The organism is Adonisia turfae CCMR0081 (genome assembly GCF_011009555.1).
GTDB lineage: Bacteria > Cyanobacteriota > Cyanobacteriia > Phormidesmidales > Phormidesmidaceae > Leptothoe > Leptothoe turfae.
Genome location: NZ_QXHD01000003.1, coordinates 84433 through 109934 on the forward strand (window position 1 = coordinate 84433; position 25502 = coordinate 109934).

At 47.4% G+C, this 25502-nt stretch carries 19 protein-coding genes; 10 read left to right on the forward strand and 9 right to left on the reverse strand.

Translation table 11 applies throughout. The annotated features are described in order from the left end of the window. Positions 1 to 882: 882 nt before the first annotated feature. Positions 883 to 3162, forward strand: a complete 2280-nt coding sequence (locus DXZ20_RS01185) for an NACHT domain-containing protein (RefSeq protein ID WP_163695877.1) — start codon at positions 883 to 885, stop codon at positions 3160 to 3162. A gap of 101 nt (positions 3163 to 3263) precedes the next feature. Here DXZ20_RS01185 and DXZ20_RS01190 read toward each other — a convergent pair whose 3' ends face one another. Beyond that, entirely contained in the window at positions 3264 to 4004 is a 741-nt protein-coding gene (locus DXZ20_RS01190) for a transposase (protein WP_163696561.1), read from the reverse strand. A gap of 364 nt (positions 4005 to 4368) precedes the next feature. On the opposite strand from DXZ20_RS01190, the gene DXZ20_RS01195 reads away from it, so the two are divergent. Beyond that, complete coding sequence (locus DXZ20_RS01195; RefSeq protein ID WP_036020012.1) at positions 4369 to 4608, forward strand: hypothetical protein; 240 nt, start codon at positions 4369 to 4371, stop codon at positions 4606 to 4608. A 397-nt stretch (positions 4609 to 5005) separates the two neighbouring features. On the opposite strand, the gene DXZ20_RS01200 is transcribed toward DXZ20_RS01195, so the two are convergent. Next, on the reverse strand, positions 5006 to 7378 hold the full coding sequence (locus DXZ20_RS01200) for a tetratricopeptide repeat protein (protein ID WP_163695880.1): 2373 nt from the start codon (positions 7376 to 7378) through the stop codon (positions 5006 to 5008). 426 nt (positions 7379 to 7804) lie between these two features. Here DXZ20_RS01200 and DXZ20_RS01205 point away from each other — a divergent pair, with 426 nt between their 5' ends. From DXZ20_RS01205 to DXZ20_RS01215, 3 genes are all read left to right on the forward strand, one after another. Continuing rightward, positions 7805 to 9049: an FAD-dependent hydroxylase gene (locus tag DXZ20_RS01205; RefSeq protein ID WP_163695883.1), complete on the forward strand. Its 1245-nt coding sequence runs from the start codon at positions 7805 to 7807 to the stop codon at positions 9047 to 9049. Between the two features lie 400 nt (positions 9050 to 9449). After that, complete coding sequence (locus DXZ20_RS01210; RefSeq protein WP_163664261.1) at positions 9450 to 9722, forward strand: hypothetical protein; 273 nt, start codon at positions 9450 to 9452, stop codon at positions 9720 to 9722. 255 nt (positions 9723 to 9977) lie between these two features. Beyond that, complete coding sequence (locus tag DXZ20_RS01215; RefSeq protein ID WP_006514800.1) at positions 9978 to 10256, forward strand: hypothetical protein; 279 nt, start codon at positions 9978 to 9980, stop codon at positions 10254 to 10256. Between the two features lie 64 nt (positions 10257 to 10320). Here DXZ20_RS01215 and grxC read toward each other — a convergent pair whose 3' ends face one another. Both grxC and DXZ20_RS01225 read right to left on the reverse strand, forming a co-directional pair. Then, positions 10321 to 10587, reverse strand: a complete 267-nt coding sequence (gene grxC, locus DXZ20_RS01220) for a glutaredoxin 3 (protein WP_163664259.1) — start codon at positions 10585 to 10587, stop codon at positions 10321 to 10323. Positions 10588 to 10676: 89 nt separating this feature from the next. Further along, a complete protein-coding gene (locus DXZ20_RS01225) occupies positions 10677 to 11810 on the reverse strand; it encodes a cob(I)yrinic acid a,c-diamide adenosyltransferase (RefSeq protein WP_163671647.1) in 1134 nt (377 codons plus the stop codon). A gap of 177 nt (positions 11811 to 11987) precedes the next feature. Between DXZ20_RS01225 and fraC the strand changes: the two genes are divergently transcribed. From fraC to DXZ20_RS01240, 3 genes are all read left to right on the forward strand, one after another. Then, entirely contained in the window at positions 11988 to 12557 is a 570-nt protein-coding gene (gene fraC / locus DXZ20_RS01230) for a filament integrity protein FraC (protein ID WP_163664257.1), read from the forward strand. Continuing rightward, entirely contained in the window at positions 12554 to 13549 is a 996-nt protein-coding gene (locus DXZ20_RS01235) for a DUF5357 family protein (RefSeq protein WP_163664255.1), read from the forward strand. Before fraC ends, DXZ20_RS01235 begins: the two co-directional genes overlap by 4 nt. Before the next feature lie 73 nt (positions 13550 to 13622). Next, positions 13623 to 14405, forward strand: coding sequence for an ABC transporter permease (locus tag DXZ20_RS01240; RefSeq protein ID WP_163664253.1), 783 nt, complete (start codon positions 13623 to 13625; stop codon positions 14403 to 14405). 82 nt (positions 14406 to 14487) lie between these two features. Here DXZ20_RS01240 and DXZ20_RS01245 read toward each other — a convergent pair whose 3' ends face one another. The 5 genes from DXZ20_RS01245 to DXZ20_RS01265 form a co-directional block, all read right to left on the reverse strand. Then, complete coding sequence (locus tag DXZ20_RS01245) at positions 14488 to 15684, reverse strand: hypothetical protein (RefSeq protein WP_163695885.1); 1197 nt, start codon at positions 15682 to 15684, stop codon at positions 14488 to 14490. A gap of 16 nt (positions 15685 to 15700) precedes the next feature. Then, positions 15701 to 16612 (reverse strand): SagB/ThcOx family dehydrogenase, encoded by a 912-nt coding sequence (locus DXZ20_RS01250; RefSeq protein WP_163695888.1) that lies wholly within the window; start codon positions 16610 to 16612, stop codon positions 15701 to 15703. Between the two features lie 145 nt (positions 16613 to 16757). Beyond that, positions 16758 to 18065 (reverse strand): YcaO-like family protein, encoded by a 1308-nt coding sequence (locus DXZ20_RS01255; RefSeq protein WP_163664247.1) that lies wholly within the window; start codon positions 18063 to 18065, stop codon positions 16758 to 16760. A gap of 4 nt (positions 18066 to 18069) precedes the next feature. Continuing rightward, positions 18070 to 18930: a hypothetical protein gene (locus DXZ20_RS01260; RefSeq protein WP_250565546.1), complete on the reverse strand. Its 861-nt coding sequence runs from the start codon at positions 18928 to 18930 to the stop codon at positions 18070 to 18072. Positions 18931 to 20028: 1098 nt separating this feature from the next. Then, entirely contained in the window at positions 20029 to 20604 is a 576-nt protein-coding gene (locus DXZ20_RS01265) for a Uma2 family endonuclease (protein ID WP_163695894.1), read from the reverse strand. A 59-nt stretch (positions 20605 to 20663) separates the two neighbouring features. On the opposite strand from DXZ20_RS01265, the gene dacB reads away from it, so the two are divergent. Continuing rightward, a complete protein-coding gene (gene dacB, locus DXZ20_RS01270; protein ID WP_163695896.1) occupies positions 20664 to 22061 on the forward strand; it encodes a D-alanyl-D-alanine carboxypeptidase/D-alanyl-D-alanine endopeptidase in 1398 nt (465 codons plus the stop codon). Positions 22062 to 22263: 202 nt separating this feature from the next. Then, complete coding sequence (locus tag DXZ20_RS01275; protein ID WP_163695899.1) at positions 22264 to 25497, forward strand: glycoside hydrolase family 15 protein; 3234 nt, start codon at positions 22264 to 22266, stop codon at positions 25495 to 25497. Positions 25498 to 25502: the final 5 nt, after the last annotated feature.

Here is a 25502-nt window from a genome sequence, read left to right on the forward strand (position 1 = left end):
GCGTCTGTTATCCCAGGGTGGGCACGAGGCACCACCCCTACAGGGTTGTTGGTTTGAACCGGGGGTATGAATAATGACACGACGTAGGGGCACTCCCTTGTGGATGCCCCTTGCGATATGGTTGCCAAGTTGCAATCCTCACAATTCCGGATTGTCATGAGGATATTTGTGCTCTGGAATTCTGGTGAATGACGTCTGTTATCCCAGGGTGGGCACGAGGCACCACCCCTACAGGGTTGTTGGTTTGAACCGGGGGTATGAATAATGGCACGACGTAGGGGCACTCCCTTGTGGATGCCCCCTCCGACATTGTCGCCAATTTACGATCCTCATTGAATTCGGATTTTGGCAAAATAATAGGCACGCTATCCTAGAGTCAATCGCTACCTGCACCCCCTATGGCGTAGGAGTAGTCCAATGACTTGGCAAGAATTATAGAGTCAAGCATTACACCTGCCCATTGACCAGCGCTGGTATTTGATTCAAGCATTGTTGACATCGATTCAACAGGACACTCGTCCAACCCAAATAACTGCTCTTTCATCTGAAGCAAATTCAATCCCTGGCTTAGATCGCTGGACTCAATGCTTGGTTGGGGTTATCCAACTTACCTCAGAAGATACGAATAACTCCTATGTGGACTATCTGGAGGAAAAATATAGCCAATAGGGGGTCGGCAATGTTGGGTTAATGGGAATTTTGGCAAGGTGCAACACATGTCGATGGGGTGCAACCCAACCTACGGGGTGCCAACATCTGCCTACCTTTGCCAGATTTTTTGCCCTCGCTGTGTATTGATGTTACAGACTATAAAAATCAATAATTTGCAGCATATTCTCGGAATGAATGCCATATTCATAAAAGTTGATTCTTGATGGGTTTATGGCTGCTGATCAACCGCCGGGTCCTGAACGTCGTTGGATAGAGCAAGGTCTAAATCAGTTTATTCGCTGGGCTCCCCTGGGGGGCAGTGGCAGTGCTTTTTTACATTTCCTATTGCAACAGGACTGGGGCATGTCCATTGCCATGTTTCCGGTGACGGCGGTAACGGGGATTTGGGCCGCCTATACCGAAAGCTTTTTGGGGCGTCTGCGGGAAATTTTTAGTGAGCGCGGTAGCCAAGACGCTGAGGCGCTGGTTAACAAGCTAGATCGGATGGATCAGGCCTTACAATGGCAGCTGTCGGGGTTTGACGGCAAATATCTAGAGCGGGTAAGCGCCGCCTGTTTGTATAGCGAAACGGAAGGCTACCGCCAGCCCGATGACATTAAAATACCGTTGCTAGCAGAAGTATTTGTGCCCCTCAAGTTTAGTGGCAGCGGCTTTAGTAAAAATACCGCTGGGGATGTGGTGCCCTTTCAAATGGGGACACAATCCGAAGAGATTCAGGCACTGATGGGAAAGCAGGGAGAGCAAGATCCGCTGACCATTTGGGATATTCTCTCTGAAGCAAAGCACAATCCCCGTTATCGATCCATTGCGATTCAGGCCTGGGGTGGGTTTGGCAAAACTACGTTAATGAAGCATCTGGCCTTTACCTATGCCCACAATCCCGGCAAAGTGAGACGTTCTAAAGCCCCCAGGTTGATACCGGCACTCTTATTTTTGCGTAAGTGGAAACAGGTACTCACCCAGGAAAATCCACCTACACTACCCGAGTTACTAGAAAACCATTATATTGCTAACCTACCAAGGGCTGATCAGTTAACCATTCCAACAAACTGGGCTAAGAACGCCCTGGGCAATGGCAAGCTACTGGTAATGTTCGACGGCTTTGATGAAGTGGCAGAAGCAGACCGACCCGCCATCAGCGAGTGGATTAGTGAACAGATCCGCAACTACAGTAAGTCGGTGTTTATTCTCACCTCTCGTCCGGGGGGCTACAAGCAGTTTACGGCGGAGAAACCCAAAACAAATCTGTTGGTGAACCCATTTAACGAAGACCAGCGAGAGGACTTTGTGCGGAAATGGTATGGCTGCCAAGAACGGTATGGGCGCAGTCAGAGCAAAGAGAATGCCTTAGCAGTCATCGATATTGCCAATAAGAAAGCAGAGGATTTATTGCAACAGATTGAAGGGCGAGACGAACTACAGGCAATGGCGACAAATCCACTGTTGCTGAATATGATTGCCACGTTTCATCGGTTTTATCCGGGCAGTGAACTGCCCCGGAAGCGGGCGGAGCTGTATCAAGAGATCTGTCGACTACAGCTGGGAGATCGACCCAGGGCGAGACAGATTGATATGGTATTGTCCCCAGAGCAGGCTCAGCAGGTATTACAGTCCCTGGCACTGGAGATGACCCGGCGAGAAGTGGAGATTATTGCCTATGATCAGCTACTGGCATTAGTAACTGACTATGTGGCTGACCTGGATGGCACTGTGCCGGTAGAGGAGTTAATCAAAAAAGTAATCCGGGTGAGTGAGCTATTGGTGGAGCGAGAACCCAGGGAGTATCAGTTTGCCCATAAGAGTTTACAAGAATATTTGACAGCGGCTGAAATTAAGCGACAGACGTTAGAGCATTTATTGATTGAGACAAATGAAGCTTGGCGGGGGACAGTATTGCTGTATGCGGCTCAAGTCACGCCTACTACCCGTTTGATTGAGGGGCTATGTGATGTGGGTGGGGAGGAGGCCCTAACACTAGCCTATGATTGCTGGTATGAGAACCCGAAACGTGTGCCGGAGGCTACCTATCAACGGGTGATGGAGCTGAGTTATGGGGTGCTGGAAGGGTATATGGCAGAGCGGGAGTGGCGGAAAGCTGATACGTATACTTATCAGGTGATGGTGCAGGTGTGTAAACAGGAAGCCTATCTATCGTTTGATAATTTACGAAACTTCCCCTGTGAGGATTTGAATAGAATTGATGACCTGTGGCTGAAGTACAGTGATAACCAGTTAGGCTTCAGTGTTCAGAAGGAAATTTGGGTTGATGTGGGTGGTAAGCTGGACTTTGGCAAAGATTGGCAATCAGCAGGGAAAGCCTTCCAAAAGTTCGGAGCTACAGTCGGTTGGCGAGTGGAGGGTGAGTGGGTGTATAGAAAAGGAATTGATTTTGATTCTCCGGAGAAAAAACCTGGGAGCCTTCCGGGTGTGTTTCGATCTGTTGTGTTTGTTGTCGATCTCTTCTCTCGCATCCAGGCTTGCAAAGTGTAACAGATAAGGCTTTTCGCAGTTCGTAAACAATTATTTCAGGCATCAGATCCACCAGTTTTCAAGGGTTTCAACGATCCGATACCTGGCACTAACGGGCTATTTTACTTTTCTGGATGTTTATTTGCCTCAATAAATTTCTCGGTTACCCGCTTAACCTCATCCCGCTCAGAAACCCGTGCATTTTCCCAAAGTTCCTGCTGTCCTGGGGAGGGTCTACGTTTGCCTTTCTTAGGGATCAGCCCTTTCAAAAGTTGACTACCCCAGGCACTTTTGCGCTCTGTTTTTGGCTTAGGCCGATACCGAATGCAAAACCGCTTATAAGCTTCTGCGCACTCATCCAGACTCGCTCCCAGGTCCAAAAATGCCGGGTGCCATTGGGTCAATCCATCCTGGGTTAACCGCTCATAGGTACCATAGTTGCTGAAATCATAGAAAAAGCCTCGCTGCATATTGGCCGCTTTCGGGTTGGCATGGATATACCGAATCGTATTCAGTGCCCGACGATAGTCATTCATGGGAAACCCGCTGCTGTGATAACGTTTCTCCCAAAAATGCCCCGTCCGATTAAGCATGCGGTTAAAACACATGGCCGTATACCAATTAAGCCAGTGCATTATCTGGGGTAACTCCCCCGGCTGTTGCGGTTCGATTAGATAATGCACATGGTTGCTCATAACGCACAGGGCATAGAGCTTAAACCCATATTTCTTCTGACATTCTTGAATGGCATAGAGCAACACCGAGCGACATTCGTAACGGGTTAAACGAAATTCTCGATTGTTACACCGAATGGTGATGTGATAACAAAAACCAGAATACAAAATACGATTTGGTCGCGGCATCATCGACACCCTAGGGTTTACTCATCAACCTTTTTCAATATGAAACCTTCGATGCCTGATTAACACTTTGTATCTTGACTCCAACAAAATTTTGTCCTACTTTCGTCTAATGTCGTGATGTTCACGACGCTCTCACTAGAACCTAATAATTTGGCACCATCGGCAGGTGCGGCAACACCGTACCGATGGCTAACCCCCAGAAAGCCAAGGCCAATCTGGAGTCTGGGCATTATTATGCCTCAGTCACCCCGATTAGCAAAACATTCACGGGGTGGCTGAGTTCTTAGGTTCTGGCTTTCCTTAAGCCTCATACCTCTTCTCGTAAGAGGCCGAGGCCTTGTACCCAACCGGAGAACCAGAACCCATGTTTCAAGACAACGCCCAAGGCGCGTTTAACCTTCCGCCTGCCAACAATCCCTTGCCCGACTACCAATACGAAACCGTTAACCACACCCTATTCGGCAGCCTTACCGCCATCCGCAATACCATTGCCCTGTTGCATAAGCTCCACTATGCAGAGCCGAACGACTGGAGTAAACCGCTGCCCACAGGGCGACCCAATGAGATGATGGCAATTTTAAGCAAGCGGGTGCGAGTGGATTGAGGAGTGAACGGGTAACGAAATATCGGCTAAAAGCATATTAAACAACGTCCTCCCCTTGGTAAGGGGAGGTGCCGTAGGCGAAGGGGTCTCGACCACTAGTGCCAAGTCTCGAAAACCCCTCCCTGACGGTTCCCCTTGGCAAGGGGAACCAAGTATCGCCAAGCCTTTGAGAGCGCTCTCATCTCTGCCAAATAGACTTTAGGAGTGGTCTTGAGCTTCACAACCAACCTTGATGTAAATTCTGTGCCAAGTCGGCAATGTTGGGTTAATGGGAATTTTGGCAAGGTGCGACATATCTTGATGGGGTGCAACCCAACCTACGGAGGGGTGGTGGTGGGTTGGAATGCGATCGCACACAACCACAGACAATAACCCACCCTATAAAACATTCAAACCCTCAAAAATCACGATAACAATTCAGCCGATCCATTGTCTGTTTGCGATTCAGAGTATCCTGCAACTGTTCCGCAACAGCCAAGCCCCGATCGTACGACCCGTTTCTGCCATAGGCAACCGCAATTTTCTCATAGAGACTACCCCGATCCTGTTCATCATCAACCGCCAAATCCTCACGCAGATAAATCACCTGAGACTCTTCACCAGGGACTGTCTTAGCCACCTCAAAGGCCCGATCCAACAGCGGCACAATGGACTCCGTCTGTCCCAGATAGCTATACAACTCAGCCATGCGTAGCCACTGATCTACACCGACCTCAGAAGCATTAGCAACCCGATTCAAAATCTTTAAAGTTTGATCAGTCTTACCATCTCGAAAATAGAGTTCTGCCACTCGCATCATTTCAGCCGCTTTGATGGCAGAATCCTCACGGGATTCAATCACCTCTAACGCAGTGGCATAGTCTTCTTGATCTTCAATTAAGCGATCAACCAGCAGCGTTTTCCAACGAGGACTTTCAGGATACTCTTCTGGCACTGCATCTAACATCTGCACTGCAAAGCCATATTCCCCAATTTCGGCCCAAGCCTCAACCAATGGTTGTAACATCCACAAATCATCGGTTGATTGCGCCTTTAGAGTTACCAAGACCGGCTCCAAAAAGTCACTAGCCGCTTCAGTCAGCCCCATTCTGGCATGTTCCAGAGCAATGGCATTTAACGCTATCAACTGATCGGGTTCATTGTCTATGGCCTGCGCCACTTGATGTGCCTGCTCTACTGTGACATCCGCTGCTTCTAATAAACCGCCCCGTTGTTGTTGCAAGCCAATCCTGACCAATGCTCTAACATAATCAGGTCCAGGGAAAGAATTGGTTTTCTCCACTGTGGCAAAGGCGGTGTCAAAGTCTCCAGCAACGGCATAGGCCACGGCAATCTCACCCCAGGCTCGATTTGTGTTGGCGATGTAACTGGGGTCAATCTGCGCAGTTGCCTTGAGGGCAGATTCTATTTGCCCCGACTTAGCGGCGGCAACGGCAATGGTGGTGTAATCTTCAATCTCGTTAAATGACAGACCTTTGGCAACTAACATGTCAACGGCTGCGAGGGCCAGGTCATAATTTTCTAGCTCAAGGGAACGCTTATGGATTTTCTCCCACAGATCACGTTGCATGTAATCCTGTTCCACCTCAGCCGTTGCCGTCATGGCCTGCTGCAAGGCATCGCTGGCTACAGCTTTATTGTTTTCAACGTTGGCATAGTAGGTGGCCAAATCCATGAGGCCATCAACTTTGAACTGACCCCCTGGAGCAACTGCAAGTGCCTTCATGGTTGTTTCAGAAAGGCCAGCATCCAGCATCGTTTCGGTAAAAAGTGGCCCTGGATAACCATGGTTGGCAATGGCCGTAATGGCCTGATCAAAATATAGCTGTGCCTGGGCCTGATCATCGCGTTTGGCCAGGTATACACCAATGTTCTTGGATGCTTCGATCGTCGGCTCGTCCAGTGTCAGTTGCTGTACTAGATCGGCGGCCTGGTCCATTTGCCCCAGTCGAGCCGCTGATAAGGCAATACTGCCCATGGCATTTTCTTGGGCGTAAGGCTGCTCGATAGACTTCGCTAGCTGTAGGGCCTGACCTATATCTCCCGCTTCAGCGTAAATGACAGCAATGGCGGCTAAGGTTTGAGACTGCCTGTCTGGGTCCTGAGGGTTAATGGTCTCAGCCTGTTGTAAGGCTTGGTTGGCAACTTCGATCGCGATCGCACCCGCACCAACAGCCGCATATTGTCGGCCAACCATCGTTAATGCTGTTGTTTGCAGCCCTGCCCCCTGCACATTGGCGGCAAGTTGTCGCGCCTGGGAGAGTAGCTCTAGAGCTGTTGTTTGCTCTCCCAGGGCGGCATAGCCTGCGACGGTTTTTGTTAACAAACCACTTTTTTCAAACCTGTAATCGTCCGGTATTCCCTGGACTAAGGTGTTGGCTGATGTCAGCACAGTGCGGGCGGCAGCAGTGTCGCCAAGCTTAATCAGAGTATCCACCTCACGGATACCCTCATCAATATTGACACCATTTTCAAGAATAAAATTCTCTAAAATCCCTGCTCTGATATTACTATCAGTGGCCTTCGACAACTCCAGTCCCTGGGTTAGATGCTCGACGGCAGACTGGATATAGCCTTTGCCCAGGGCGATACGGCCCCATTCAGTTCGTTCAGTAATCCGGTAGCGCAGATAATCATTTTTCTCATTGATGCACATTTGGGGAGATTGCGATCGCACCGGCAGGGCCACGCCCAACCAGACCAAACTACCCAAGCAGGCAAGTGCCAACCAACGGTGGCTGTAACGGTACATAAATTGTTGAATACCCATAACTAACGGCTAACTTCAGGAGAACATAACTGAAAAACAAAGCAAAAACACACAGCACAGAGCTTTGCCCTTAGCAGTTCTAGCATTCTCGAAAAATACTCGACCACACCGTAGTTTCAATCCATATTGCTGCACAATCCAATGGCTAAACGAAGGAGGTCTACCCGCTTGGGGGTATCTAAATGGGCCAATTTGAGCTACTGCCTATTTTTAGGATGGCATTGCTGATCCTTGGGATGACTTTAGTCATAAAACATCAGTCATAAAACATCGTGAAATAGCCATAGCTTTAGACCGATGCATCCTTTAAATCAGCACACATACTGTTCAGGGTGTCTCGCCTAAGATGGGCACCCAACAAAACTAAAGTTGCCACTATTAAATGAACGCGCAAAAATATAAGTAGTTATGTTATAACCTGTAACTTTGAACACTTCTACTGCTAGCTACCCTAACGAAACAACCGCCCATCAACAGCAGATTGCCCAAACTGATGTTGCTATTGTCGGGGCCGGTATAGTGGGATTGACCTTAGCCTGTGCGCTTCGCCATAGCGGGCTATCGGTAACCATTATTGAAACTCAGAGTCAGGCGGGAACGGCTGCTCGCGATCGCGCCTACGCGTTTTCTCTCGTGTCGGCGCGTATCTTTCAACAGCTGGGGGTATGGGACCAGGTGGGCCCCAACATCACCCACTATCAGCGCGTTCGTATGTCTGATTCAGACCATGGCCAGGCGGTTAATTTTTATCCCAGTGATAGCCCAGCTGAGGTGGTTTACTATAGCGCAGAGCATCCAGTTTTGATTCAGGCTCTTCAGGGCTTAGTACCCCACATTCAGTGCATCACAACCTACTATGAAACGACGGTAGTTGATATCCAATCAACACCAACGGCGACGGAGCTGACCTTAGAGCGAGGGGGTGAGCGACAAGTCTTACGTGCCCGCCTGTTAGTGGGGGCCGATGGTGCCCGTTCCCAAATTCGCAACTATGCCGGAATTCAAACCGCCGGATGGGCGTATTGGCAATCCTGTATCACCACGGTATTGGCCCCAGCTAAGTCCCATCAGAATACGGCTTACGAAAAGTTTTGGCCCAGTGGCCCGTTTGCTATTCTGCCGCTTCCTGGCAATCGGTGCCAGGTGGTTTGGACAGCTCCCCATGCTGAAGCCCAAGCCATGGTAGATCTCCCCGAAAAGGCCTTTATGGCTGAGCTACGTCGGCGTTATGGTGACGACATGGGCGACTTGAAAATGTTAAATCCTCCCATGATATTTCCCGTGCAATTAATGCAAAGCCATCACTATGTAAAACCGGGTCTGGCCCTGGTGGGGGATGCGGCGCACTGTTGTCATCCCGTGGGGGGGCAAGGGCTGAATATGGGGATTCGTGATGCGGCGGCCCTGGCAACAGTTTTGCAGACTGCCCACAGTCGCCAAGAATCCATTGGTGATATCCAAGTACTTAAGCGTTACGAACGTTGGCGGCGCACTGAGAACTGGCTGATTTTAGGCATGACCGATCTTCTCAATCGGATGTTTTCTAATAGTATTCTGCCGCTGCGGTGGCTCCGCCAGTCAGGGTTCTGGGTGATTGAACATACGGCCCCCCTCAAACGCATGCTTTTGCGAGTGATGACCGGTTTCTTTGGACGACAGCCCACCATTTAAGGCAAGTTTATTGCAAAGATGCAGCTGAAAGTGCAGACATGGGAGTCAGTCATATAGGTGAGGGCTACCCTAAATAATCCAGTTGAGCAGCGTTAGGAGACTTATACTTAACGCTGTTTTAATAGATATTCATAAATGTATTACGGACTGCATAAACCTAATTTGATATGTATCCACCGTAGCCCAGGATATACATTACGCTTTTTGGCGTAAACGATTACTAGGATTGCTGATGGTTTTGCTGGCGTGGATTTCCTATTCTTTGTATCAAGGGTGTTTCAAATGACAGTGTTAGTCAATAACGGTTGTTTAACGATAACAACTTGCAGTCAGGCCTTACTTGGCTGACGTGTCATTTCTACCTACGCATCAACCACTACACCTGGAAAAACGTCGCATTATGCAGTCTTTATCTCTACCTAACCCTGCTCGCTTTCAAGCGAACAACTATCCAATGCCAGCTGTTAAGGCATCTACTATGCAGCGGATGGGAGCTCGTTGTTGGCGTTGTTTAATCAATCAAGGTGTGCCCTTTAAAGACGCTAGGGAACTTGCGATCGCAATTGTTCACTTCATCTATTTAGATAGCACCCCATCCAAGACACAAAAATATTTAATTGATCAATACCAGCAACATATTTGTGCTGCGAGATTGTCATCTCTGCAGTTTTAGGGAAGTTCAAACGCTTGTGCTTAGGTATTTAACAATGGAACTGACGGGGTACACAGGGTCTGTGTGATCAATCACCCCAAAGATATGGGAGCAAATCACACCAACCTTTTCGCAGGTTGAATAAATTTAAAAACATAGTCTTCACGGTTTTTGTAAAGGCTTTACATGGAGTCAGCAATCTAACGGTCCCACGGTGTTCTATAAGATTTGTTGTTTCCTGAGTCACACTTACCCGCTTATGTGGAGGGGGATCTTATGCAGTCACCAGCAGCTGTTTTATTAGAAAGAAAAACAAAATCCATTTCCAAAGGCTCTAAGCGAGCAAAGCTTAAGCGTATAGGAATCAAGCATTGGCAGCGCCTGATGAGAGTTGGTGTCCCCCAGGATCACGCCAAAGAAATTGCAATTGCAGTTGTTCGTTACAGCCATCTTGACTGCCGTCCATCGTTTGAGGAGAAGCGCTTAATTGGCCGCTACTGTCAGCATCTATGCGCTGTTGGTCTGTGGCGTTTAGAAATGTTGCTAGGCAGCTGAAAGTATTTACACGTAGGGGCGCACAGCTGTGCGCCCCTATCACAAAATTATTATCAATAATAATCTACGCTGAGACTGCTAGCAGCTCATCTAGCTTCTGACTAGCATCCAGGGCATGGAGCGAATCACAGCCGCCAACATGCTCGTCATTAATAAAAATCTGAGGAACTGAACGTTTACCATCAGACCCACGGGCCACCATAGCATCCCGTGCTTCTTCGTCCCCATCAATTATATGCTCAAGATAATCAACACCTTTGCTGTCTAAAAGTCGCTTGGCGCGAATACAGAAAGGGCAGGTCATCCAAGTGTAGATCTCTACCTTTGCCATAGTTTAGATACCGGAAATAAAAACTGCTGGTGAGATCCTAACGCATCTATATGCCAGAAATCATGCCAGAAATCTGTTAAATATGCGGCTTAAAAATCTACACCACGTTTGAGTTCCACACCCCGCTCTGCATAGTGTTTGTGGTTAAATACTTCGGAATGGGCACTGGCCAGTTGAAAGTAGGCTGGGGGGTTTTTGCACCGACCCGTGATGATTACTTGGGTATCCTTCGGTTTACGCAATAATGCCTGGATAATGGGCTCTTCTGGCAAGAGTTCCAGGTCTACGGTGGGGTTGAGTTCATCCAAAATGATGGTTTTGTATAGGCCCGAAGCAATGGCTGTGCGAGCGATTTCCCAGCCGCGCTCAGCCTCCACATAGTCAATGGTTTGCTGCTGACCGCGCCAGACAATGGCATCCCGCCCACAACGTTGGTGGTCCACCAGGTTCGGGTAGCTCTGACGCAGGGCGGCAATGGCTGAATCCTCGGTATATCCCTTTCCTCCCTTTAGCCACTGAATGATCATGACCCGGTGAGACTTGTCCTGGCTGATGCCAATGCCGATGGCCTGTAGCGCTTTGCCCAGGGCGCTGGTGGATTTTCCTTTGCCGTCTCCGGTGTAAATTTCAATGCCAGTGAGACCTGGAATCTCGGAGGTGGCATAGTGTTGGGGTTTCATCTCCGAGTGTAGATCGGCCACCTCTAGCAAGGCGACAGGGGCACTACGCCCGGTTGCAATAATTTCTAAATAGTCAGGCTTGCGTCGCAGGGTACGGACAACATCGTCAATGTCCAGCAGTCCCAGGTCAAGGACCGGGTTTAACTCATCCAGCACCACAACAGAATAGAGACCCGATGCGATCGCTCCCTTCGCCACATCCCAGCCTCGCTGTGCTTCTTGCTTATCAAACTTAGTAATGTCGTCAGCTCCAAAATACTCAGCTCGTCCCGTACGCACCTGATCGATCAGGTGGGGAAAGCCCCGTTGCAATGCCTCAATGGCGGCATCTTCGTCATAGGTGCGTCCGGGGCCTTTCAGAAACCGCAACAGCAGCACCCGACTTTCCATAAAAGTTTGGATACCTAAGCCAATGGAACGCAGAACCACCCCCAACGCCACCTGGGATTTACCTTTACCTTCGCCGTCGTAGACATGGATCTGCCCCACCATGCGCTCTGAGTTTTTTTGCGCGGTACGAATACCGATACCGGAACGAACCATGGGGAGCTTAGGAGTATAGTTGGCCGCCTTTGATTGTAGCGTTAGGCAACGTTGTAGGGGCATTGTATGCAACGTCTCTACACCAATGCCCCAAAATTAAACGCATCATTTATATATTTAGATGTTCTTATTTGCAAATTGGGTATACCCTAATGTCTGAGATTCTCGGATGGGTCTATGGGCGAACTTGAACCGGTTTTTCCGCTCAAAGCGGTAATGTTCCAGATTGTATTTTTATTGGTGGCCATTGCCTTAGAAGGAATGGTGCTGCGGCAACAGCTACGGCTTGGTTACAAGCAAAGTATCCGATATGCAGCGGCGGTTAATTTACTGGCGGTGGTGGTCGGTTGGTTGGCCTTTTTGGCGATCGAGCCGTTGTTTGAACCCAGGCTCCAGGCCCAGGTGATTAGCTATGTGTTGTTTGACAACTTGATCAACAATACCCTCAAGCCCCAGATGGGATGGATCATTCTGGTGATGGGCCTGGTGGCGTTCTTTATGACGCTAATTCTGAAGCTCAAAGGACTGGAGCTGATGATGAGAGCTGCCAATGAATGGAACTTACCCTCTAAGCCGAAAAATCTGACCCGTAAGGAACGCTATAGTCGCTCTCGAACGGGTACAACCTTATATAAGGAAGCTGCCTCTCAATTTGCGATCGCAGTCCTCCAGGCCAATGCCCTGAGTTTTAGTGCCATCCTACTATTATTGATACTGCGGTCTTACGTTCTGAGGGGTGTCGCATGATTGACGTACTCAAGGATGCCATTAATAAAATTCGCGGCCTGATTACCCCACCTAGCTATCTGTCTTGGCAAACATTGTTGCTGCTCAGTTTATTTTCTTGGGGCATGGCAACCATTGCTGACAGCACTGAAGCCACCCCCTTCACAGTGGCCTTACTGAGTGCCTTTAGCTGGTTATTTTTAACCGTTGCCATCTGGTGGGGGCTCGCCAAAAATCCGGTGATGCTGGGGGATATTTCCATCAGTCCCTGGATTACATCGGCGGTCCTCTGTGTCTTTCTGTTCAGGCCCTGGACGACTGAGCGTTTGCAGTTAGCCATTAGCCTATGGCCAGTGATCGCAACGATCCTGGTGGCGATTCCTAAATTTTCAAACTGGAAACTGGAGTGGAAGCTACCCAAGCCCCCGGTACGTCAGGAACTGATTGTCCTATTGCTAATCAACCTGTTGTTTAGCAGCTGGATCATGTTTTACTTTCGCATCCAGCATTGGTTTAACGACTATCCTAGCCTCATTGCCGAAAATTTAGATAACAGCGCCTTTGTCTACCGACTTGGCAGTAATACGGACAGCGATTCCCAGGCCAATATCCTCTTAACTAGCGCGGCGGATACCCTAGTTAAAGAGTTGGATAATGCCCCCTGGCCCCGCGTTGAGCGCTGGCTGCTGAACTTGGACAACAGTATTAATTCCGTTGCCGAAGGAATTGTCCTCAATGCGATAAATGAAGGCGTCTTTTGGAGCCTGGATGCCCCCCGTCCCAAATCTCTGTCCAATGGCTATCAGCTACGGTTACGCGCCAACTGGCTAGGACCCACTGCCCAACAAAATGGCTATTACGTTGAAAAAGTGTGCACCCTTTTACCCCGCACTCTCAAAAAAAATACCAATGATGAATCTCCTCAGAATTCAACCCCCACCGCCCAGGTAACCTGTGCTGATCAGACCACCAAGGTTGAGCGTCAGGGCATCCTTGAAGATGCGGCCACCTAGATGCCGATATCTGTGGGGACGTTCCATGGAACGTCCCCACGTGACAAAAATTAAATGAGAGATAAATCCGCCTATGCTAAATCTGCCTCGCATCATCGTAGTTGCACGTAATGTCTTTTTAGAAGTCATTCGCGATCGCATCCTTTATCTAGCAGGGCTATTTGCTGTACTGATGGTGCTTGCCTCAGTATTGCTCCCCCCCGTTGCAGCTGGTACATCGGAAAAGATCTTTCTAGACCTGGGCATGGCAGCCATCAACCTATTTACCCTGGTGGTGGCGATCTTTGTAGGCACTAGTTTAGTCAACAAAGAAATCGAGAAAAAAACGGTGCTGGTGCTCATTGCCAAACCCGTTAGCCGGTTTGAAATTATTCTGGGTAAACACCTGGGGCTATCCGCTGTGATCGGGGTGCTAATGCTGGTGCAGACAGGCATTTTTATCGTGCTGCTTACCGTTCAACAAATTGAATTTCCAGCCGGGAGCATGTTGGTTGCGATCGCCTTCATGTATCTCGAAATGCTGCTTATGATCGCCATCACTATTGTATTTGGCGTCTTCACCAGCTCTCTACTCGCCACATTACTCTCATTTGGCACCTACCTAGTCGGCCACCTCAGCACCGACCTCCTCAAGCTCAGTCAGCTAGCCGAATCCGAAAATTTCCAGAAAGCCATAGAAGCCATGTATTTGGTCATTCCCGACCTGGAACGCCTCAACCTCAAAAACGAAGCCGTCTATGGTGCCACACTGCTGCCAGACCCTGGCACCTTAGCCCTAAACGCGGTCTACGCCTTAATCTATACAGCCCTTTTACTCCTCATCGCCGGTAACATTTTTACCCGCCGACAGTTTTGAGAGTCCAGCGGCCTCATTTACCTAACTTCTTTCCCAGATGCGACTATCCAGAATTTTCTTTAACTTGTTGGGACGGTTACAACTAGGTCCAAAAAAAATGATAGATAGTGGGAAAGAAAATAATTGCGAATATCATTAACCAATAAACAGTAATGAAAAATATAGATATTGAAGCATATAAATATTTACCCAAATTCATCGAAAAAGATGCCAAAAACTTATCTGGTCTGCAAGACACTAAAAACCTAAAGCCTCTTTTAACTTCAACCATAGAATTTTGGCAAAATTCTTCTACACCAAGAGCATCCACAAATACAAAATATCCGTCAGAGCCAGGAACAAAAAAGTTTCCATTAATCAAAACACGAAGTGCCATAAAACATAGCAAAAGAAAGCAGATAAAAGACATATCTGGCCCAAAAACCTGCCTAACAAAAACCATATTTGCCAACAAAAGTAACAACAATATGTCCATTGCGATGCCAGCAATCGAGACTTTAATTTTTTTACCTTTGTCTTTCCAGAAAGACACCGAGTCTACTGATGTATAAACAACAGGAATCATCCCTTGCAGAAGCGCCAAACCCATGCTGTTAGAGTATCCCCCAAGCCATTTATAGATAAGATAGTGCGCGCTTTCGTGAAGAAACGTAGTCAGTGCAATTAAAAATAGTACAATCAAAGAAATAAGTACCTGCGGGAGAGTAATGAGACTCGCCAAGTGGATAAACTCAATGTTATAGTTTTCTCTCGCAGCTAACAGTAAAATATTACCTAAAACAAGTAAGAAATAAGTCAGTATTGAAAATTTCTGAAAAATTTTATTCGAACAGGCCTTTTCCAGCCAGGTCCCCTTTAAATCTACTGAAAATAGCTTAAAAAATTGGAAATTACCTCTCATTTCCCTTTTCAAATTCAGCCCGAATTTCTTTTTCAAGATCGCCGCTAATTTCAGAAAGGCATAGTCAAAGATCGTCTTTTTTTGCATCCTGGCAATATCTACAGCCAGTTTTCTTTGCTCCTCTAAGCTAAGCAGTAACTTCAACCTGCGAGCATGTCCTATAAGCTCTTCAACAAATTCAACATCAAAATCAAATTTATCTTTATAGATATTAAAAATTATCTGGTAGTCAGGTGTTTTAGCATACTGTTTGATCATTTCATATTCGATTTTACTTAAGCGCAAAATTGCCTGATTGATCTGGTTTCTCAGCACCAAGGCGTCGTTTTCATAATCAATATAAACAACTTCAAAGTTTTTATTTAGCGCTTCTTGCATATTTCCAATATAGTGTCTATCTGATGTCCTTCTTGCCAACTAAAACGACGTTTAGAACTGTTTCATCAGCCCCATCTAAGCCCAACACCTCATTTAACTCATCATCGTAATAGCCTCCACAAGCACAACATCCCAAGTCCATGGCCGCACAAGTCAAGTACAGATTTTGTGTAATGGCACCTGCATCAATCAAAGCAAACCGCAAACCTCGATCTTGATATTTGTATGCAGTTCGATTTAAGCATCCCGCCAGAATAATGATTCCAGAAACGTTCACAAAATCCATATCAGCTCGACTAAGTGAAAAGAAAATCTCTTGGACGATTTCTTTAACATTGTTATCCCGAAAGCCCCCCCTCGGCATAAGTCTATCCAGAGTAACTTGCTCTTGATTATAATGGTAAACCCCATTCTCTAAACCGACCGTATTTGAACTGATCAAGAACAACTCAATTGGGTATAGGCCTCCACCAGAACCTATGTTTCGCCTTGCAGGCATGCCCCTCATAATCGGTTTGTCATCATCTTTTCTTTTCGCAGGGTCTAAAATAAAACAACCGCCTTGCAACACTTTTGATAATTCATCAAAGGTGATTCCTTCAGGAGAATAATGGCGATTGCTTTGTCGACGATGATAGATTTCCTGTAGACTATCTAACAGCTCACAGGCTGAGTTGTCGTCTGACAAGTCTGGCAAAGGTATACTTTCGAACGAGCTGAGTTCTGCGCTATTGTTGCAGATATGTCGCACAATATATGAGTTACTCGTAATCTCATGAACGTGCTTACCGAAATCATCAACGTTATATCGCGTAATCTTTGAGACTTCTATAAAGTCATATGATTCTGGACTTAAATGCTTGTCATAAAATGCATTGTGATGTTTATCTTTAACATCTACAAGGTAATAATTATTCTGACCTCTCATGTTGTCTACATCCTTCTCTAATTTACGGTTAAAAGTCGTTTGAACGCCCTAAAATTAAAATTTTATACTCCGCCAATGTGAAAATTTGAGTGTTCCTATAGGCAAACACCAAATTTGAACGTAGCCAAGGTGTTAGATTCAACAATCATGGGAAGGGATGGGGCAAGCGTGTAAATAAATGGTTGTTTTCGTTGAAGATATCCGAGCCTAGAAATGGATAATTATGGACGCCGGTAAGGTATGCCCATCCTGGCACAACAACTCGCATCGTGAAATAATTAACACTGGCCGCATCCGGCGTGGTTGATTCGTAATATAGAACTTTGTTGAAATCAAATTGTTGATATTTATCAAGAATATCCTGTAAAGAGGTTATTTTTTTCTCGTTTGGCTTGAAGAAAATTTTATCACTAACATCCTCGAAATTCATGGCGTCACGAATAACCGGCACCTCTTTTCTGTGTTCGGGGAAATTATTGTAGTAAGCAAAATGTTTTTCGAAACTGTCCAATGAGTCAAAATCATTCAACTTCTTTTGATCGCCCCACAATTGCTTGTTGTAAAGCATAATTGCATAATCAACCCCCTGATAAGCTTCTAGCGCTGCTTTCATTAAAGATTGGCGCTTATCGAAAGCAGCCGCTGAGCCCGTCGATTGGTAAACTTTGCCCTTGTACTTAAAATACATAAAAACAACAGCAGCCTCAATGCAAGAGATAGGCGACAAATCAAATATTTTCATTTGCACCGCTGGATTATCGTACAAATTGGCTATCTTCGGATCGTCACCAAAGGCCTCCAGAATCATGCTTGGTGAATATTGTGGCAACCGTAATCTATTCTGGTTGTACCAAAAATTGCAGAAGGCATGCCTTTCAGCACATTCACAAAATCCTCCCTGAATAGCATGCTTTGGAGTAGGCCCAGCTGCCAATCCGGTAGTCGTGGTATTGAAGATATGAACTCTCTCAAAACAGTCAGGGCGATAACCAAAAAAGATTAAAAATGCTGGCACATAACAAGGTTCGTTATTAGACATCAAGTCATGGCACAGTACCCAATTTATCTCGTCGCTTGGTCGCAGCCTTGAAGCGAGGAAACCTTCTTTCTCATATTGAAAACCGGCATAAAGTATTATTTCATCTGGATGCAAAGCATTGCCTATTTTAACGATGTCTTCGTAGGCTCCACGCACCAACATACTGCTGTCATAAATGGTAGAGCAATATCTTTCATAGAATTCTCCAATGACGGCGGCATCTGCGTCAGTTTCGCCAAAAGCAATCGCTCCAGCGGTGAGTTTTGATAGTTTACTGCCCAGCATGTCAAGGTTTGATCCCTCGCAGACACTTTGGTACAAATTGCTGGGCAAAAAGCTCCTATTAGGGATTCTGTACAACTTGCCGTTGATGAGTCCCGCCTCTTTTTCGATCAATTCATTTCGAAAATGCATAGATTTAAATATTGACAGGGGTCTTATGGTAATAGGGGTTACAAACGTCACAATGCGGGATTTTTAATACCCTAGCGCGGGAAACCTGAAAATCGAAATTGTCAAATGTGATACTTCTGCCGATCAAAGACGAATATGTCCCTTCTGTGATGAAGTATTTGTTTAATTCGATTTCTAAATAATTCAGCGCGGCTTCAAAGTAAGGCGTTTTGGTTATGTCAAATAGGTGCAACGAATTTTTGTTAAAACTTTCAATAAAGGAAAGATATTTGGTTGGATTTTCAAAGTTTACGATTTTTCTTTTCGCGTAACACTGCAAACAAGGACTCTTGAACCTCGGCTCGGAAATAGGCCCCAACGTAAACGATGAATTATCCATGCTCAGGTGGAACAAGGTAAATCCGTCTTTATAGGCTTTTTTATTTAATTGTAAAAAGCGGTTATAGTCTTTAAATATAGGGGCGACAACCAAAGTTAATGTGGCTTTTTCTAAGTCGGTGTCGAAATTTTCAATATTTACCCATTCGAATTTTTGTAGGCGCTGACTTAAGGCATTGAAAAGAATATGATTATTTTCTAATGTGGAGAAAATGCCAATGGTCGCCTTGGTAAAGGGAGTAGCTTGAACAGGTGTAACAATTTCGTTGGCAATTAACCAATCTATGATTTGAACAAAAAGCTCCTTGTCGTCATCGAGTTTATGCTTAACTTGCTCAAAAACGCGATCAGGGTTGGGTTCATCTTTTAAATACTGCAAGATGTCCCCAACGATCTGACTTTGCTCACCTTTCGCCTGCATTAACTGATGATCGCCTTTTGAAAAGAAAAGCGTATCTTCATTGGAAAATACGGAAGTGTTAGTCAACGCTAGTAATTTAGTCATCTGAATAAAGAACAATCCTACCTGAAGAAATTCGCTCTACACCATACTAGTGGTCCATCAACGTTCACAGTGGGAGCACATTAATTGTGTTGTTGTAGCGGGCTACACCCGCTACAACAACACAGCACATTAGACACCTGCACAAGGAGTATTCCTTCAAATACAATAGCTACAGGTGTAGCAAGAGGACAGGGAACAGCGGTAGAAGATACTCACTCAGCCCTGTTTTCCACAGGTTCAAGGAATCATACATAGTCTTAGCTTCCCAGAATCCTTGTGAGTTTCCTCATAAAGTTGTTATAGAGGCGTTATAGCCACCTTATCCTACACCCCTACACAGCAGCTACAGCAGCAGCTACAGCAGGCGGCAGCGACAGGTCTCTCACTCATATATGCTGGTCCATTCCTTTTTTCCACAGATTCAAGGGTCAATGATAGCTTTGTCTTTTCTGGAGTCCCTGCGACTCCCCCATTAGATGGCATTGTAGATAATTTTTTCACAACTTAATCACTCCAATGTTAGTAGTACGATAATCACTCTAGTGAAGCATTAGCAAATTAATCCGTCCAAAGACCAAATGTCATGTTAATAATTCCTTGTACTTCACTACATAGCCTAAGATTCTTCTCATGATGGATAAGCTTCCAATCCTGTGCTTTTGGATGACTTAACTATTACAGAAATCCTTGGCGGAAAAAATCCTGAAAAGTTCAGGTTTATTCAGGTTTAAATTCAGATTTATTCAGGTTTATTCAGGTGTTATACCAATTCTCATAGAATAAGCTACTGGGCTCTGGCTATAACGAAGTGGAACAAAGTCCAACATTTCCCCAGGTACCAAAGACAAAGCTATATGAGTTTTTAGCAACAGCCAGAGAAAGTGAAATGAGGGCTGACCACGAATTGCGCCCATGGGTGAGAGCTTTGCGGCCATGCCACTGGAAGATTATGGTCGAGGAATGAAATCATAGAACAACAACCATTCCTGTAGGGGCAGGTCTCGTACCTGCGTAGGCGTTCCCTGAGCGGAGTCGAAGGGAACGCTAGCTCAATCGGTTGGATGGTGGGCCGTGCCCACCCTACAGGATATTCTCAACGTTTAAAACAAAGCCTGGTAAAACATCTCCGCCCTTAAGCTGTTGTGGATCTTGTAATACTTCAACAGTCTGACCCGGACGATAAATCTCCACAGCTTTCTCCTGCGGGTTAATCAACCACCCCAACCGCACACCGTTTTCCCGATACTCTTCCATTTTTGCTTGCAGCATTACCAATCGATCCGTTACAGAACGCAGCTCTATGACAAAATCAGGCGCAATGGGAGGAAACTTTTCCCGGTCTGCGGGACTCAGTGCTCCCCAACGACTACGCTCAATCCAGGATGCATCGGGAGACCGCTCTGCTCCATTAGGTAACCTAAAGCAGGTGGACGAATCAAACGTATAGCCCAGTTTGACCTGTCGATTCCATAGATTCAAATCAGTCGTGATATCAGCATTACGACGACCGCTTTCACCACCTGTAGGGGACATAATTACCAATTCTCCCTGGGCAGAACGCTCAAATTTCACATCTGGGTTGGCTCGACAAAGCTGATAAAACGCCTCGTCTGTCAGGGTACCAACCGGGTCAAGGGTAATGGTGAAAGCAGTCATGGGCAAAAACGCTAAGATTAGCCATTGCTGATTCAGATTATAGAAGATCGGTTTATTCCATGAAGCATGTCAAACCTTGGGTCACCCTGATCACTGCCCTCGCTGTTCTGTTTCCCAGCACCTCAGCCAGCGCCTACTGTCGTGCTGACCTCACCCGAGAAATTGACACCATCGCAGCCCAGCCTCTACTCAAAAAAGCTCGCCTCGGTGTGCTGATTGAAACCCAGTCCGGTCAGGTCATTTACAGTCGCGATGCCGATCGCTACTTCGTGCCCGCCTCTAACGTTAAATTACTCACAACAGCAGCGGCCCTATTTAGTCTGGGGCCTAACTTCACCATTCGCACCTCAATCTATGGTGAGTCTCAGACAAATAGCCTGCAAGTGGTGGGCCGAGGCGACCCCACATTTAGCGACGAGCAACTCAACAACCTGGCCAGCCAGCTCAAAACCCAGGGCGTTAGCAATATCAGTAATCTCCTTGGCAATGACACCTATTTTGCTGGACCCACTGTTAATCCCAACTGGGAATGGGAAGACGTCCAGGCCGGTTATGGAGCCCCTGCCAATAGCTTAATTATTAATGCCAATGAGCTGGGCCTCACCCTTTACCCTCAGGCGGTCGGCCAACCTCTACGGGTGGAATGGGACGACCCTGCCCTACAGCGCCAATGGCAGATTGACAACTTTTCCCGCTCCGTTGCCGCTGGCCAACCAGAATATATCGACATTGGTCGTGACCTGAGCCGCCCCATTTTGCGAGTTTACGGTCAGCTCATTTCCGGAGCCGCCCCCGACACCGCGTCAGTTGCCGTCCCCAATCCTGCCGATTATTTCATTAACCGCTTTCGCCAAAGCCTCAACCTTCAGGGCATTACTGTTAACCAAAGCAGACTCACAACCTCAGCCCCCAATGGCCCAGAGCTAGCCGCCGTGACCTCACCGCCCCTCGCTCAATGGATCGTGCGCACCAACCGCAACAGTAAGAATATCTATGCCGAGGCCATGCTGAAATCCCTAGGAGCCAAAAGTGATGAAGATGCCACTGCCGCCGGCATTATGGCCGTAGAAACCATTTTGCAACGGGCCGGTGTCAACCCAGAACTCTATGAAATTGTCGATGGCTCTGGTCTATCGCGCCATAACCTGGCCACCCCCCAAGCCTTTGTCGACACCCTCCAGGCCATGGCCCAATCCCCCCATGCCACTATCTATCGCAACTCCCTAGCTGTAGCGGGCAGCAGTGGCACCCTCCGCAATCGTCTAGGTGGCATTCGCTTTACCGGTAAGACAGGGGCTGTCAGTCACAACGCATCCCTGTCTGGTTACCTAGAACCCGCCAACTATGACCCCTTAGTGCTCAGTATCATCATCAATAACTTGGATCAGCGTGGCAGCGTGCTGCGGCGACATATCGACGACATCGTCAAAGTTGCTGCCCAATTGAATGACTGCTAATCTGGCTAGCCAAAATGTGGAAAATACTGACCCCGTCCAGGCAAATTAGACGAGAGTCATCAGCCACCTGGGAATATTGCAGGGGGGTAAGTTAATATATAACCTTACTTAATACTTTTTTTAGGTTCCTATCTCTACAAATATTCCTTAACGTTCCCTGCTGATTCGTAGGCAAGGAATTACTGATATTCCCTAGCATCGCATGTCTCGCTTTTCCTCTCGCCAAGAACATCTCGATTATTACTACCAGCAGATTCAAACGGTTATTTTGTCGCGTCAAAATCCAGTGACAGGTCTGCTGCCTGCGAGTACCGCTGTTAATACCCACGGCGACTACACGGATGCCTGGGTTCGAGACAATGTCTACAGCATCATGGCGGTGTGGGGACTGGCCCTAGCCTATCGCAAAATTGATGAAAACCTGGGGCGTACCTACGAGCTAGAGCAAAGCGTTACTAAACTTATGCGCGGTTTGCTGTTTGCCATGATGCAACAAACGGCCAAAGTGGAAACGTTTAAACGCACACAAGATCCATTGGATTCACTCCATGCCAAGTACGATACACCCACCGGTAGCACCGTGGTTGGCGATGATGAATGGGGCCACCTACAGTTGGATGCCACCTCGGTTTATCTGTTGATGCTGGCGCAGATGACCAGTTCGGGACTACAGATTATCTACACCCGTGACGAGGTCGACTTTGTTCAAAATTTGGTTTACTACATCGGTCGTGCCTATCGCACAGCTGATTATGGTATTTGGGAACGGGGCAATAAACTCAACCACGGTAAGCCTGAGTTGAACGGTAGTTCAGTCGGTATGGCTAAAGCAGCCCTGGAAGCCATGAATGGCCTGAACCTGTTTGGTGTGCGTGGCGGCCACGGCTCAGTTGTCCATGTTCTACCTGACGAAATTGCCCGTACTCGCATTACTTTAGAATCTTTGCTGCCTAGGGAATCGGGTTCTAAAGAAATCGATGCCGCCCTCCTCAGTGTGATTGGCTTTCCTGCCTTTGCCGTTGATAACCCTGAGCTATTGCAAGCGACCCACGATGCCATTGTGGAGAAGCTACAGGGACAATATGGCTGTAAGCGTTTTCTGCGAGATGGGCACCAATCTGTTGTTGAAGATGCTGAGCGCTTACATTATGAGCCGGGTGAACTCAAGGCCTTTGAGCATATTGAATGTGAGTGGCCCTTATTTTTCTGCTACCTGCTGCTCAATAGTCTCTTCCGTAATCAGGGTGCTCAGGCGGCTTTCTATCGAGAGCGGCTGGAGGCTTTGGCGCTCAATAAAGATGGCTTAGAACTGTTACCTGAGCTTTATTATGTGCCCATGGCAGTGATTGAAGCGGAGCGCGAAAATCCCCACAGCCAAATTCGTGAGCCCAATGACAATGTGCCCCTGGTCTGGGCCCAAAGTCTTTATTACATGGGGCAAATGCTCCAGGACGGGCTGATTACCTTGGGTGATATTGATCCGTTGGCCCGGCATCTAAAGGTGGGGCAAAATCGTCAGCCCATTGTGCAGGTTTCGCTGCTATCAGAAGACAGTGACCTACAGCGAGAGTTAGCCAACTATGGCATTGAGACTCAGGTGTTAGAACAAATCGATCCGGTTCAGGTGCGAACATCGACCGATTTAGCCGACCTCTATGCCCAAATTGGCTGTAATGAGAAATTAGCAACAACGGGGCGTCCTGATCGTCGTCTGCGCAGTTTGACCACGTCACGCATCTTTCGCATTCAGCGCGAGACGGTTGTCTTTGTGCCAGCTTTTTTAGATCCCAGTCAGTTCTATATCACCCTCGACTATCAGTTTTTGGTGGCCCAGATTCGGAGCGAACTGGCCTACATTCATGAACATTGGAACGAGCCAGGCCGCCCGACGGTTACCTTGCTATTGACCCATCGCATGTTTGAGTTGGGGCATAAAGCCATCAATGATTCCCCGCTGCTACAGTTGATTTTTGAGTTAAAAGATGGTGAGTGTAATGGCGTCCCCATTAAGGTAGGCTCTCTGTTTCAGCTGATGCTAACGGCGGCCACTGAGCGCATAGAAGATGTGCCTTTGCCGAATTCAGGTGAGACGCTGTCGTCTTACACCATGCCGATTTCAGCCTATCTGCCCCTGTCCGATAGCAATACGAAGCCCCTCAGTCAGATTCAGGAGCTAGATCTGGAACGAGAAACGGATGGTTGGCGGCTACTGCAATCTCTTAAAGCGTCTGACAACCTGTATGAGCAAATTGAACTCCTCAGTAATTTGTGTCGCTTAGAAAATCTGGCCTTTGATACTGGCTGGGGGGCAGAAACGGGTGAAACAGTAACCCTGGCCAATTTATTGAATGAGATTTATATCAAAGCCGGGCGTTTAGAGCTGTGGGGCATTGTGCGCCGGGCGGCGGGTTTGCTCAATAAGATGGCCATTGGTCTGGCGGATGCGGCCACTGAACTGCTGGTGCGTCAGAAACAGATTGCGGTGGGTAAGGCCTACAGTGAGGCCTCCCTCATTACTGATCCGCTATCGCCGAAGGAATTACTGACCAAGATCAATGAGTTTTGTGGTGAGGATATTCGCGATCGCACCCTCACCCAAGAAATCCTGATTTACCTCAGCGTTCTCATCACCTCAGAACCCGAACTGTTCGAAGGCCTACTCACCCTACGCATCAGCTATGTAATCTTGTTAATTAACAGTGAGATTTGCCGTGAGCAACACTGCACCCAGGATGAAGCCTACGAAACCCTCATGGCCATGAGTCCTTTCGAAATCAAGATGCGTCTGCGGCAGGTCTTGGCAGGTTACGAAGGATTAGATAACAATCTGTTTCGCCAGGAATCTATTCAGTCCCGTAAACCCCAATCCGTCAACTGGGTGGTCCTCCCTCTGGCTGAAGAAACTGACCTCTCCGAAGAAGAAAACTGGTTGCACAAACGTCAGCGAGAAGGTGGACTACATCGCGTACCCGAAGACTTTTATCCACGGGTATGGCGACTGCTGAAACACTGTAAAGGCATCGTCATCGGCGACAAACTAGAGCGACGTAATCGACTCGTCAGCGAGCTTGTTTTGTCCGATACGACCCCTGAAGAAAAAGACTTTGCCCTCCGCATCGAGCACCTGTTCAATAAAATTCAGGCCCCCGAATACCGTCAAGTCAATGTTGAAGCCCTGATGGAACTTTCAGAACTCTTTGACCTCAACCCTGACTGGCAGGTAGACGACTATATCGTGCTCGATGTCCTCGTCGGGCACGCCGTCCGTCTCGCTTGGATCGATGGCGGCGACCATCGCGCCCATCGTTATCTTCAAGATAAAGCCAAAGCCTGGCGCTCATTTTACCAAGATTCTCCCCACTGTTGCGCCAAATACATTGCTCGATCAATGCAGTTCTTGATTGAGCTAAACGAGGGAGAGGTATTGCCAACGTAGTATTT